This window comes from Croceitalea sp. MTPC5 (genome assembly GCF_036985505.1).
GTDB lineage: Bacteria > Bacteroidota > Bacteroidia > Flavobacteriales > Flavobacteriaceae > Croceitalea.
Window position 1 is genome coordinate 57795 of record NZ_BTGQ01000007.1, and the last position, 14343, is coordinate 72137.

At 40.9% G+C, this 14343-nt stretch carries 9 protein-coding genes; 2 read left to right on the forward strand and 7 right to left on the reverse strand.

All coding sequences use genetic code 11. From position 1 onward, the window contains the following. Window positions 1–7: 7 nt before the first annotated feature. The 3 genes from AACM45_RS18485 to AACM45_RS18495 form a co-directional block, all read right to left on the reverse strand. Window positions 8–1330 (reverse strand): (Fe-S)-binding protein, encoded by a 1323-nt coding sequence (locus AACM45_RS18485; protein ID WP_339144504.1) that lies wholly within the window; start codon window positions 1328–1330, stop codon window positions 8–10. Window positions 1331–1333: 3 nt separating this feature from the next. Then, on the reverse strand, window positions 1334–2299 hold the full coding sequence (locus AACM45_RS18490) for an MlaD family protein (RefSeq protein WP_339144506.1): 966 nt from the start codon (window positions 2297–2299) through the stop codon (window positions 1334–1336). Between the two features lie 66 nt (window positions 2300–2365). Then, on the reverse strand, window positions 2366–3586 hold the full coding sequence (locus AACM45_RS18495; RefSeq protein ID WP_339144507.1) for an N-acetylmuramoyl-L-alanine amidase family protein: 1221 nt from the start codon (window positions 3584–3586) through the stop codon (window positions 2366–2368). Between the two features lie 131 nt (window positions 3587–3717). Here AACM45_RS18495 and AACM45_RS18500 point away from each other — a divergent pair, with 131 nt between their 5' ends. Both AACM45_RS18500 and AACM45_RS18505 read left to right on the forward strand, forming a co-directional pair. Further along, window positions 3718–6405, forward strand: a complete 2688-nt coding sequence (locus AACM45_RS18500; RefSeq protein ID WP_339144509.1) for a putative LPS assembly protein LptD — start codon at window positions 3718–3720, stop codon at window positions 6403–6405. A 59-nt stretch (window positions 6406–6464) separates the two neighbouring features. Next, window positions 6465–6845, forward strand: a complete 381-nt coding sequence (locus AACM45_RS18505; protein ID WP_339144510.1) for a RidA family protein — start codon at window positions 6465–6467, stop codon at window positions 6843–6845. On the opposite strand, the gene AACM45_RS18510 is transcribed toward AACM45_RS18505, so the two are convergent. The 4 genes from AACM45_RS18510 to AACM45_RS18525 all read right to left on the reverse strand — a co-directional run bounded on the left by AACM45_RS18510 (window position 6838) and on the right by AACM45_RS18525 (window position 14335). Further along, window positions 6838–7689, reverse strand: coding sequence for an N-acetylglucosamine kinase (locus AACM45_RS18510; protein ID WP_339144511.1), 852 nt, complete (start codon window positions 7687–7689; stop codon window positions 6838–6840). The genes AACM45_RS18505 and AACM45_RS18510 overlap by 8 nt on opposite strands. Before the next feature lie 73 nt (window positions 7690–7762). Further along, window positions 7763–8764, reverse strand: a complete 1002-nt coding sequence (gene gap / locus AACM45_RS18515) for a type I glyceraldehyde-3-phosphate dehydrogenase (RefSeq protein ID WP_339144512.1) — start codon at window positions 8762–8764, stop codon at window positions 7763–7765. A gap of 22 nt (window positions 8765–8786) precedes the next feature. Further along, window positions 8787–9773 carry a 6-phosphofructokinase gene (pfkA, locus tag AACM45_RS18520; protein ID WP_339144513.1) on the reverse strand — a complete coding sequence of 329 codons (987 nt, stop codon included), beginning with the start codon at window positions 9771–9773 and terminating at the stop codon, window positions 8787–8789. A gap of 134 nt (window positions 9774–9907) precedes the next feature. Continuing rightward, complete coding sequence (locus AACM45_RS18525; protein WP_445227736.1) at window positions 9908–14335, reverse strand: translocation/assembly module TamB domain-containing protein; 4428 nt, start codon at window positions 14333–14335, stop codon at window positions 9908–9910. Window positions 14336–14343: the final 8 nt, after the last annotated feature.

The window sequence follows — 14343 nt, forward strand, 5'->3', positions numbered from 1 at the left end:
ACTATAATTATTCGTTTACCCAATTCAATCGATCCATTTGATTATAGGGCCAAGGTGCCCCATTGTTTTCGATATTTGACATCATATTGTTTAATTCCGTTGGTGCTGCAGATTGTTCCATAACCAAATACCTACGCATTTCAACAATGATGGATAAGGGGTCTATACTGACGGGACATGCCTGAACACAAGCGTTACATGTGGTACATGCCCAAAGTTCTTCTTTCGTAATATAATCATCCAACAATTGTTTGCCATCTGGAACGAACTTACCTTTATTCGCATCGATGTTTTTACCCACTTCTTCCAATCGATCACGAGTATCCATCATTATCTTTCGGGGCGATAGTTTTTTACCTGTTTGGCTTGCGGGGCATTCTGAGGTACACCTGCCACATTCCGTGCATGTATATGCATTTAAAAGCTGCACCCAATTCAAATCCATTACGTCAGACGCCCCGAACTTACCCGGTTCGGCAGCATCTTCAGCTGGCGCCGCAAAAGGATCTGCTGTGGGGTCTAACATCAATTTCACCTCATCGGTGACCGCCTCGACATTGCTGAACTTTCCTTGGGGACCTAATTTTCCGTAGTAGGTATTTGGGAAAGCCAAAAGAATATGCAAATGTTTCGAGTAATAGAGGTAATTCAAGAAAAATAAGATTCCGATAATATGTGCCCACCATGCGATACGTTCTATCAAAATCACGGTTGAAATCGACATACCGTCAAAAATAGGGAGCAAAAATTGACTCACAGGAAAAGCCCCAGCTTGTTCATAATGTGCCGCGCCTAGTTGCTGCAATTGAAAATCAGCAGCATTCATGGTCAAAAACAAGAACATCAATACCAATTCTATATATAGAATTAGATTGCCATCTTTTTTAGGCCAACCTTCCATTTCCGGTTTTACAAAACGTTGTAATCGAATAACATTCCTGCGCAGCCAAAAAACCACTATGGCAATGATTACCAATAATGCCAATACCTCAAATGAACCAATCAGAAAATCGTATACTATACCTAAAGGGGCAAAAATTCGATGTGTGCCCAACAATCCATCTATGATGATTTCCAATACCTCGATATTGATAATGACAAAACCGACATAAACAATAATGTGCATCAATCCCGCGATTGGGCGAACAACCATTTTTGTCTGTCCCAAAGCAATCTTGAGCATATTTTTCCACCGTTGTGCTTTGTTATCATTCACATCCACATCGTTGCCAAGCTTGATGTTCCTTTGCAGTTTTTGAACGTTTCTCACAAAATAACCAACACCGCCGAATAGAATGACACCAAAGAGTATATTGGGAAGGTATTCCATAGATCAATTTTCTTTTTGGGCTGCTGGGTCGTTCTCAGGCAGCTCATATTCTTTTTGTTTCTTACCAAAAACCGATACGTTGACATATCGCTTGGGGTTCAACCTAAAATCTTGTAATAACAGATCAAGCTCCCTTGAGGCATTGGAAAGATTTTCGTACAGTGCATCATCATTTGCCAACTTACCTAAGGTACCTTCACCTTCTTCTATTTTGGTCAATACCTTATTTAGCTTGTTGACGGTTCCTTGTAGGTTCTTGAAAGTACCGACAATATCGGTTTGGGCCAATTCTTTGGAAAGTTTTGAAAAATTTGAGGTAATGGTATTGATATTCTTCAATGAACTATCTAGCCCTGGTTTATTGGCCGATAAAACCGTATTCATGGTATTGGCACTGGATTGAAAGCTCGAGATCAATTTGTTCAACCCTGAGATACTTTGACGTAATTCCCTTCTTGTTTGGGCGTCTAGAACATCATTCACGTGCACTAATAACGAGTCGGCATTCGTAACCGCTCCCTCAACTTTCAATTGCAGGGGAGTAAGGTTTTCTTGAACCAAATCGGTAAGCCCTGGCTTTACACGTGATTTCAGCGTATCACCGGATACAGCCATAGGGCTATCATCAAAGACTGGAATAATCTGTACACCCTTACCCCCAATTATTCCGGTATCATAAATCTCGGCAATACTGTTGCTAGAAAAATCGAATCCTTTATCTACCGAAAAAGTAACTACCGATTTAAACTTATTGTTCTTGAACCTTATGCTTTGAACATTGCCGACGACAAGTCCATTGATTGTAACCTGCGTGCCCATTTGCAACCCCCCGACATTATCATACACTGCATGAAAAGTAGAGGAATTATCAAAAAGTGAAGAAGATTTTAAATACCCAAATCCAAAAATAACTGCAAGAATTCCGAACAACACTAAAATTCCAGTCTTAACTTCCCTAGATAACTTCAAAAGGTGTGATTTACGATTACTAACAAAATTAGGAATAAATTTAACAAAGCGTCAGGGTTAATCCATTCATTTTAAAGCCTCTTTTAAAGGAATGCGTTTACCCGACTTGTACGCTACGATATAGGAAGTAGTATAACCCTTCGCATCTGCATTGGATTTCAGCTCTTTAGCTTTTTCATACGTACTGGTATTGCCATACATATAGCGATACAAATCGTTAAACGATTCTTTTGAGATCGTATCCAATCCTTTAAAGTTAGAGGGTTCCAATGCAATTGCCTTCGAACTGGCCATTATTTGAACCTTAAAAATTATTTCCGTATTGGCATCCTCATTAGGTTTTTCAACTATATCACTATCTTCTTTTTTGACATTTTCCCCTTTTGCAACGTCAGCAACTTGCTTATTGGGCTCTTTAATTTCAGGTTCGGGTATTTCAACGTTTTCGGTAGCCTTCACTTCATTGGCAATGGGGTTACGCTTCGTAGTTTCAATGGGGGTAAGCTCGGCATTAACACCATCTTTATAACTTAGTATGGCATTGGCAATCGAGACACCCATATCTTTCTGTCCTTTAGAGGAGTTCAGATAACTACCTTCAGCCTTATTAGTCAAAAAACCGGTCTCTATCAATACGCTCGGCATAAAGGTTTGGTGTAATACGATAAAACCAGCTTGCTTTACTTTGCGGTCTTTTCGTTTTAAGTCGGCCGTAAAATTCTTTTGTAACAACTTGGCCAATTCGATGCTTTGATCCAAAAATTCTTCTTGCATGATCGTCAACCCAATAACCGATTCAGGGGAATTGATATCATATTCCGCATATTTTTTTTCATAGTTATCCTCAAGGTATATCACCGAGTTCTCTTTCTTGGCGACCTCAAAGTTCTGTTTGTTCGCATGAAGCCCCAAAACGAAGGTACCGGCCCCATGTGCATCGGAGTTGTGTGAGTCACAATGCACCGAAACAAACAAATCGGCATTGGCCTGATTTGCTATTTCACCCCTTTTGAACAGGTCTACAAAGGTATCGTCGTCCCTAGTAAAGATCACCTCTATGTCTGGGTGCTTTTCCAAAATCCTGCCCACTTCCAAAACAATCGAAAGTGCAATGTCCTTTTCCAAATAGCCGTTCCCTAGGTTTCCGGGATCATGCCCCCCATGGCCTGCATCGAGAACTACGACAAACTTATCTTCGCTTGTCAGTTCGGTATTATTTTTGATAAAGGAAGAAAAAAGAAATACCAAAGTGGGTAAAAAGGCAAAAATGAACCGATTTTTAATCATAAGAACAGCTGATTTTTAGTGCTTCCCCAAGGTTAAATTTATGGTAATGTCGGATTAACAGAATAAAAAATATATGTAAGTTTGAGCTTCAAAAACTGAGCCAACCTACTACAAAAATAGGATTTATCACGTTGCAAGCAAACAAACATCGCTATCTTTTACCATTGCTACTGGTTTTTGTGACGCTCGGCATCAAGGCACAAGAAGACCCTATCGTACCGCTACCCATCAAGGCCGTAAAAGATTCCATAACTAGTACGTTACTTGTTGAAAGCCCCTTGGTCGATACAAAATCAAAAGATTCAACCAAGGTCGATTCCCTACCCAATAAAAAGCCCCTTTTACTTGATAAAATAAAGTATAAGGCAAAAGATTACGTCAAGCTAAGCAAGAAAGACAACAAAATATACCTATACAACGAAGCGGAAATCTATTATCAAGATACCGAACTAAAAGCGGGTATTATCGTCATGGATTATGTAACTAACGAGGTATATGCCGGTAGAATAAAAGATTCGACCGGTGTCTATTCGCAGTTACCCAATTTTAAACAAGGTAGTCAAGTAGTGATTCCAGATTCCATTCGATTTAATTTTGATACCCAAAAGGCCCTCATTTGGAATTCACGCACAGAACAAAAAGCGCTCGGTTCAGAATCAATGAAAGTCTTGGCCGAGATGACCAAAAAAGAGAACGACTCGGTCTATTTTTTAAAAGATGGCAAACTTACGACCTCAAAAGATACCTTAGACCCCGACTATTACATCCGTATTCGAAAAGCCAAATTTGTGCCTGGCAAAAAAATCATCGCTGGTTATAGTAACATGTACTTGGTTGACGTACCGACCCCTATTGCCTTACCATTCGCATATTTTCCGTTGACGACGGGGCGCACTGCCGGATTGATATTCCCGACATTTACGCAAGATCCCAATCGTGGTTTTGCCGTTCAAAATGGAGGGTATTATTTTCCAATCAATGACTACGTAGACCTTAGTATCATGGGCGATTATTTTACCAATGGCAGTTACGGGTTTAGGTTACGTTCTATTTATAAACAACGGTACCGTTTTCAAGGCAATATCAATTTTAGTTTTGAAAATCAGGTCTTTAGTCAGAAGGGGTTTGATGATTTTTCACGAAATACGACCTACAACCTACAAGTAAGCCACTCGCAAGACGCAAAGGCCAATCCGAATTCGAGGTTTTCCGCGTCGGTCAATATTGCCAGTAGTGAATTTTTCACCAATTCGTTCAGTCAGATAAACGTTCAAAATACACAGAATAACAACCAGTCTTCTTCCATCTCGTATTCAAAGACATTTCCTGAATACCCATCGGTGAACCTAAGTTTGACGGCAACACATAACCAAAACAACCAAACTAGGGAGGTCAATCTTACCCTACCGACCTTACAGGCCAGTATGGAACGTATTTTCCCCTTCGCGAAAAGGGACGGGATAAAGAAAGGTATTATCCAAAATTTGAATTTTCAATATAACCTAAGGGCAGAAAATAGGATCCGCACCTCTGATTCCTTGCTATTTACCAATCGTGTTTTTGAGGATGCCAGGGTCGGGGCCCGTCATTCGTTACCGTTCAACACCAATTTTAAGGTGGCCAAATATTTCAGTATCTCCGTTGGGGGAAATTATGAAGATGTATGGTCCCTAAACACCTTTGAACGTGGCGTTGAGAGTGAAGAATCGAATCGTGAGGTGATTTTAGATACTTTGAACGGTTTCGCCCGATACAATGAGTATGGTTTAAACGCGAGTATTGGTACAACACTATATGGTACCTTCAATTTTGGTGAGGATAAAAAAATACAGGCCATACGACATGTGATACGACCCCAGCTAGGTTGGGGCTATACCCCCTCATTCGAGCAGTTTTATGAGACCTATCTTGATAATAACAATGAAGAGGTGCTTTACAGTCCTTTTGAGGGAACCTTAAATGGGGCTCCTAGCCTAAATAGTTCCAATTCCCTGTCGTTTACGGTTCAGAACACGCTAGAGGCTAAAGTGCGTGATAAAGATTCCACGGCCTTAGAACCAAAGAAGGTCACCATTTTGAACAACCTTAGTTTCAGTACGGCATATAATTTTGAGGCAGACTCGTTGAAACTTGCCCCCATCGGGTTCACGGGTGGTACCACTATCCTCAACAATAAAATGAATATCAACTTCAATGGAACCTTAGACCCCTATGCCATTGATAATAATGGAACCCGCATCAACACCTTCAACATCAACAATGGGGGTAGCCTATTGCGTTTGACCAGGGCATCCTTCAACCTGTCGTACGGGTTTGGAAGTGATACCTTCAAAAGGGAAGGTAGGCAGAAAGATGAGGCTGAGGAAGTCAGTGACCAATACCGGGCGGCCAGCGGTGGAAGTACCGATGATCTTTTTGGCTTCGGATTCGATAATCGTGGGGGATCCACGAGAAATGACGACGATGTTGAAAACCCCTTATACACGAACAATATACCATGGGATATCAATATGCGGTTTGCACTCGGATATACCAACACCAATCGACAAAATGAAATTTCGAACGCCTCGCTAATGTTTTCGGGCAACGTGGCATTGACCCCGAAATGGGACGTTCGGGTCTCGTCAGGATATGACTTCGTCAATCAGGGGTTTAGCCAGACCCAATTGGGCTTTACCAGAAACTTAAAAAGTTTTGACCTCCGTTTCAACTGGGTGCCTTTTGGTAGAAATGAACGTTGGGACTTCTTTATTGGGATCAGTAGTTCTATTCTTAGCGACCTGAAATGGGAGAACAACAGCCAACGCGTCATCAGATAGCGACCTTTACTTTATATTTACAGTTCTTCATCGTAAATTACGCCATCTAAAAAATCCATATGAAAACAGTGATCACGACTTCGAAGGCCCCAGCACCTATTGGACCCTACAATCAGGCAATTTTAGTCAAGGATACCCTTTATATTTCTGGGCAGACCCCTATTGACCCTTCAACTGGAAAGTTGGTGGAAGGTGATGTGAAAATAGAGGCGGAACGGTGCATGCAAAACCTAAAGGCCATTTTGGAAGAAGCCGGTATGACTTTTGAAAATGTGGTCAAAACTTCCATTTTTTTGAAAGATATGCACCAGTTTGCCCAGGTAAACGAGGTTTACGGAAGTTACTTCGACTCAGATACTGCACCAGCCAGGGAAACGGTTGAAGTCGCCAACCTACCCATGTTCGTCAATGTCGAGATTTCTATGATCGCCGTCAGATAGTACTCTTGTGAAAATCGACCAAGCCATCTATAGGCCTTTGTCTGATAACACCTAAGATCAAATCGTTTCGTTCAATGACGGTAGCCAATTCTTCCCTAAGAAAATGGGCAATACTACCTACGAAACTAACGGGAACCTTTGTGGCCAATTCAAATTGCATGACATAGTTATTGACGAACTGTTGAAAGCCTTTGTCGATAACCCCCCTGCAATACGGATGCTCCCTATTTTCGACGATAAAGCGCGCGAAGGTAGCTAGATAGGTATTCGGATTAGGTTGTTTGTATAGATTATCTTTAATGACATCGGCATCAAGTTCGTACTCTTTGGCGAACTTCATGCCTAAATCTTGTGGCATTTTATGGAAGTAATAATCCCGTAACAACTTTCTTCCGAAAAAATTACCACTGCCATCGTCCATAAGGATATAACCTAAGGAAGTAACCTTTTGAAATAGCTGATGACCATCGTAATAGCTACAATTTGAACCGGTTCCTAAAATACAGACAATGCCCTGATGCCCGATTTTAGTTGTTGCATAAATAGCTGCGTACGTATCTTCACGTACCGAGGCTTTCGCATTCGGAAAAAAGTCCTTAAAGATTTCCTTTAAAAACTTCTTCATGCGGTCCGTACCACATCCTGCTCCATAAAAATAGAGTTGGGACACGGCTTCCTTATTTTTTGACAGTTCAAAATTATTGGCCAACCTGTCTTCAATCACCTCTCTTGTAAGTACCTCAGGGCTTAACCCCAAGGTCTGTGTCACAAAGAGCTGTTCCCCTTTGTCATCAAGCGCAATCCAATCAGACTTCGTAGCACCACTATCAACGATTAAAATCATATCCTTTAAAAATAAATATTCCTGAAAATAATGAAAGTAACACTATTTTCAGGAATATAGAATTATTACCGACTTATAAACTGGCTACGTGGGCAGCTAAATCCAGCATCTTATTTGAAAAGCCGGCTTCGTTATCGTACCATGAGATCAATTTAAAGAACTTGGAGTTCAACTCGATTCCGGCACCAGCATCAAAAATACTTGTATGCGGGTCAGATACGAAATCTTGGGAGACGACCGCATCTTCGGTGTAACCTAATATTCCACTTAGTTCACCCTCAGATGCTGACTTGAAGACTTTTTTGATTTCTTCATAAGAAGTTTCCTTTTCTAGACGAACCGTCAAATCAACTACTGATACATCAGCTGTGGGCACCCTGAATGCCATTCCGGTAAGCTTCCCTTCTAAAGATGGTATTACCTTGGTCACCGCTTTGGCTGCACCGGTCGAAGCCGGAATTATGTTCAACATGGCACTTCTACCACCCCTATAATCCTTTTTTGATGGTCCATCAACAGTCAGTTGCGTTGCCGTGGTGGCGTGAACCGTGGTCATTAGACCTTCTTCTATACCGAAGTTGTCGTTCAATACTTTTGCCAAGGGAGCCAAGCAATTTGTTGTACATGAGGCATTCGATACAATGGTATCGCTCGCCTTGACATCCTTATGGTTTACCCCCATTACGAACATCGGCGCATCTTTTGAAGGCGCAGAGATCACCACTTTTTTGGCACCCCCGTCAATGTGGTATTGAGCGGTCTCAAGTGTAGTGAAAATACCGGTACATTCTGCTACTAAATCTGCACCAACTTCATCCCACTTCAGATTTTTGGGGTCTCTTTCCGCTGTGATCCGAACCGTTTTTCCATTTACCACCAAATGACCATCCTGAACCTCGACAGTTCCGTCAAACCTACCGTGTACCGAATCATATTTAAGTAAGTAGGCAAGATGTTCCACATCCAACAAATCGTTTATGGCGACCACATCAACATTATCCCTTTTTATGGAAGCCCTGAAGACCAACCTTCCTATTCTTCCAAATCCATTAATACCAATTTTTACTTGTGCCATTTTATTGTTTTTAAAGTTTATTTTACGTTGTCATTATATCAGATACCCGTATCAACTCTTCGTCGACCGGGGTATGCGCTTTTATTGCCTCACTTATTGGGGTAAGTATCAGTTTATTGTTACGAATACCTACCATGTAATTCGTCTTGTCCTCCATCAAAGCCTCCACAGCCTTCACACCCATTCTGCTGGCCAATACACGGTCAAAACAAGTTGGGTTGCCCCCTCTTTGCATATGCCCCAATACGGAAACTCTGACATCATAGATTGGAAGGTGTTCTTCTACATAATCTTTTAATTGGAAGACATTTTTACCTATTTTATCCCCTTCGGCCACAATGACGATGCTTGAGGATTTTCCGGATTTTTTGCTACGCTTTAAGGAATCAAGCAATCGATCTAAACCCAAATTTTGCTCGGGAATAAGTATTTCTTCCGCACCGGCACCTACACCTGCATTTAATGCAATATGCCCAACATCACGCCCCATTACCTCTACAAAGAAGAGACGGTTATGCGAACTTGCGGTATCCCTAATTTTGTCTATGACCTCGACTACTGTATTTATTGCCGTATCAAAACCGATGGTATACGAGGTACCCAAAATATCATTGTCGATGGTACCTGGAATGCCCATTACCGGAAAATTAAACTCTTCATTAAACTTGAGCCCTCCTGCGAAACTTCCATTTCCCCCTATGACCACGAAAGCATCAATACCATTTTTCACCAATTGCCCATATGCCTTTTTGCGTCCTTCAGGGGTTCTAAACTCCTCACATCGCGCAGATTTTAAAATGGTACCTCCTTTATTGATAATGTTATTTACGCTACGGGCGTCCATTTCTTCGAAGTCACCATCAATCATCCCTTGATAGCCACGATACACCGCAACGCACTTCAACTTCATGAAGGCACAGGTTCTTACAACGGAACGTATGGCGGCATTCATTCCTGGGGAATCACCCCCTGATGTGAGCACCGCTATTTTGTTGATTTTATGGGCCATTTTCAAATTTAAGAGATCAAAACTAGCAAACTTATTCTAATAAAAAAATGACCTTACTACTAATTTGGACGATACCGGGCACGCAAACGATTTCGTATCACGCTTCATCAAAAAAAATCACAATATCTTAGAAATTAATTCTTTGGGGCTGGGGCTTTACTATAAAAACGAATCAAACTATCTTTCCCCATAATGTTCGAATTTGATGGGAGGTCCCTTTCTTCTTTTTCCCTTCGCTTTTTATCGGAATTAAAGATTTTGGACATCAGTTCTTTGAAATTATTAAAGTCAACTTGATACGATAATCCGACCCCTTGGGTATAGCCTTGTCGTTCAGCCAAAAACTGCTGTATTTCGTTCTCCCTGTTGAAAATCTTTGCACTTAACGTTCCTTCCTCATTCAACAGCACCTGTACCTCTACATCGCCGGCAACTACGGTTTCAGAAACGCCGCCTACCGGAACCCCTACCCGACCATTGACCAAGATCCTGTCAGAAATCTGTGTGGAAACGGTTACCCCAATCCTATTTTCGGTTTCAATATCAGCATCGGTAAAGCCCTGTTCGTATGACAGCCCTAAATTGAATTTATCATTATTACCGCTCAACACTTGATTTAAAAGTCCTGATGCGGTCTGAATCAGGTTACCCGTTACGGCTTGCTGGTTAAATCCCGCACCATTATTGACAAATGTACCCTGTGCCAAGAGAAAAAAGGCATTATTGCTTTCGATAGTGGGATCTTGTAGTTGGTATTCCAACTCAGATTTGACCACGGAGCTCGTACCAGGGAATTCGATATCAAAATCGATGGTTGGGCTTTCGAGCTCCCCATTCAAACGGACTACCACTTCGGTCGGTATGCGTCTCGTATACCCCGGATTGTCCAATAACAATGGTGCCGGGTTCGCATTCAAGGCATAGACGGCCGTTAAGTCCAATTGTGCTTTTAGGGGGTCACGCTCCCAAAGAATGGTACCACCGGGTCTAACGGTAAAGGTCTTATCGATCAAACCTGCCCTTCTAAACCTAAAATCACCGGTTACCACCACAAACTCTCCGTTCATCACGAATTTGCCGTTCGTATTGATCTCAATTAAAAGCAGGCCTGCCCCAGTGCCTTTCAATGTACTACCACTTTCACGATCCACCACCACCTCGACCTCTGCATCAGGCGTCACGTTTAAATCAAACGAAAGCTCCAGACCCTGATAATCGTCTAAAACCCGTTCGCCCTCAAGAACACTTTTTTCATCTTTTTCTATGAAGTTGATGAAGGAATAATCACCAACACTGGTAACATCACTTAACGGAATCTTCAATTGGGTCCCCCTTGCCGAAGAGCCTTCAAAATCAATATTCAAACCAGTGGTTGGCCCATAAATACTTCCATTACCGTTGACAAAACCAGTGCCATAATAAAGCTCATCTTCATCGTATTCGGTATTTAGAATCAAAAACCTATCACTATCTGTCACCAAATTCAAATTTAGGTTCCAATCATCGAAGGCCGTGTGACTTATCGTACCATCTAAATTTGCTTGGGTAGCATAAGAATTGTCGGTCAAGGTTATATTCTCAAAATAGAAGGATTGATCAAACAACCTGACTTTTGACAATGGGCCAAAATCATAATCGACGTTTAAATAGGGAATACCAATTCCGGCCTGGTCCAAGGTCAAGGTACCATTGAATTCTGGATTGTTTACGTTGCCCGTTATACGCGTATTACCGCTGACCAAACCCCTAATGTTCGAGATAATATCTTCTCCTAAAGGTGCAAAAGGCTCCAATTTAAACTCATTTAAAGAAGTCAAAAGGTCTACTGTGGTCTCGGTTTTAGTGTTATTTATCTTACCACTTAAACTGAACCGTTCTTGGCCATCTTCAGTAAGCCAGGTGTTTACCCCAAACTCAGAAAGGTCATTATTTCCAAAAATAACCACCTCCATATCACCCAATAACATCTTATTAACCGCAAAGTCTTTAATATCAAGGCTTGAAGAGGGTAAATATTTTCCGTCTTTCTGTAAGATGTTCAAGAAACCATTTACCTGCCCATCAAGCTGCAAACTATCGATGGCCGGGGTTATTTTATCCAAAGACACGATTTTGAACTGCAATTGTAAGTCTTTATAGGTCGAATCGGCCAATTCACCACGTAACCGAATTTGTTCGTCCAAACCATTGTCCATGACGATTTCCTTGATTTCAATGCTATCAAGTGTCCTGTTTACGATGACCTTATTCTGGCGATTTCCCAACTTATTGAGCACCCAGTTATTGCCCTTAAAGTTGACCTCTGATTTTTTTAAGCCTATGACCGATTTATTATCTTCATTGAAGGTATGGTAGAAGTTCAAATTGTAGCTGTCATTCAACTCACTACCCCCCTTGAACTCGGTTCTAAAAAACAAGGTGTCCTTCAAAGTAGTATTGATCAAATTAAAGTCTTTGAAATTATAGTAGACCGTCCGCATATTCCCAACCGATAAAAAGGTATTGAAAAGCGGATTTTTATTGTCGATCTTCAGTTCGATATTTTCAAATTCATTCTTAAAAGCCTCTATATCAGGTGATTTAAAGGTTAGCTTAAAATCTCCCTCGTCAGCTACAATATTACCTCGTATAAAAGTCTCAGGACCAAAACTCACTTCTGGAAAAAAGATATTGACTATCTTATTGTAAATCTTGAAATTAAAAGACAGTGACTGGCCGTCTGATATCTGATAGGGCTTGTAATTCGTATAGATACTGCCCAGGGAGTTTTGAAAAAGCTTACCAAGTTCCGCTACTTTAAAATTACCTTTCATATACCCTGTTATGATATCAGGCGATATGATTTGGATGTTTCTTAAAGAATCGTTTTCAAACGTTGATGAAATGGCAAAATCATCAAAATAATAGGTATCGTTTTTATTTTCATACCGCGTATTCTCAAACTTTATTTCACCCGTGGTATTGTCTAAAGAGTTTCCGGTGATATCCATTCTAACATTACCCTTAAAAATCGAAACGCTGTCGGTAATAAAATTCAATTTTTTAAAATCGGCATAATCCACATCGGCAATAAAATTGAATTCATTTTGCGCTGCACTAAAGTCAGCCAATCCCTTGAAATTCAATTTTAAATTTTCGTCATTACTCAATAAGGTACCATCAAAAAGTTCTTCTTTGAGCAGGCCTGAAATCTGGATGCTCTTATAGGTATACTTGTTAAAAGTAATACTATAAATTTCACCGATGGCCTCTGTATTGAGTTCTTCAGCGATAAAACCACGGCCTTCAACATTCACATCCAAGGTCGTTTTGCCCAATTGCGGGTTGTCAATGAACGCCCCTAAATCGAAATCTATCAATGATATAAAACCACGATAAGATACATCTTCGATATTATTGAAATTGGTCATCTGTAAATCGGAGTAACTACTGCCCAAAGCCGTTGTCAAGTTGACTTGGGCGTCAATCGAAGAGTCGGTCACCTCTGCATCACCCCTCACGGTAAACTGTCCGAATTTCTGAAATGAAGCTGGAATACTAGCTCCCAAAACCTTGGGCATCAGCCCTCTCAATTGGTAATAGCTTGAGGTAACCCTATCCATTTTGGCGGTCATGACGAAGGGTTCTTCTTCCCTAAACAAGTTTCTGAAATTGAAATCACCCCGTATGCCGGTGTTATCTGACGATAAAATGAGATCGGTAACCGCAAGGTTATTCAAGACACCGCCCACTTTGGTTGAAAACGTAGCCGTTTTGTCGATTCCGAATTCGTTGTAGTATGCATTTATCTCATTAAAGGAGACTGTTGATTCCTCAAAATTCGCGGTAACTTTCACTTTATCAATGAAATCGGCAAAGTCTTCTCGATTATAATTAAAGACCAAATTGCCCCTTAACTTCGATCCCTTCGTAACTAAGGATAAGGAATCAAATCGCATTTGCTGTTTTGTATATTTAAAGTTGGTAGCCAGTTGGTCCACTTGAATATTACGCTTACTGCGCAGTGAAAGTTCCTTCACATCCGTAGTAACGTTTGGGCCAAGAATCTCAAAATCTTTGGCAACGATACCCAACTCCCTAAAATCAAGGATTTCTTTTGTCTCCAAATTATCATCCACCAATCTAAAGCGTCCGTCAGCTATGGTAATTTGTGATGAGGCCATAAAAAATGGGGGGGTTCCTGGTTGTCGTGGCTCACCATCATCCAATTTTTCTATGAATACATCCAAATTGGTGTCTTCTTCACCCTCGTAAGTCTTTAAATTGAAGGAGAGTCCATCAATATCGATATCGCCAAATTCAAGCCTACCACCGACAATTTTTCTGAGACTCAAAATGGATGTCGACAACTTATTAATGAAAATCAAGGTATCATTTCGATAATCCTCTACATAAATATCCTTGATTGTAGTGCTCATCGAAAATGGGGAAAATTGCACCCTATCGATATTGATATTGGTCCCGAATTTTTCATTCAAACTTTTGGTAGCCCGTTTTGCGATATAGGTCTGAACTGGGGGGAGTGAAAAAAATATACTGGAAAGCACTAGTATCAGCAACAATACAAGTA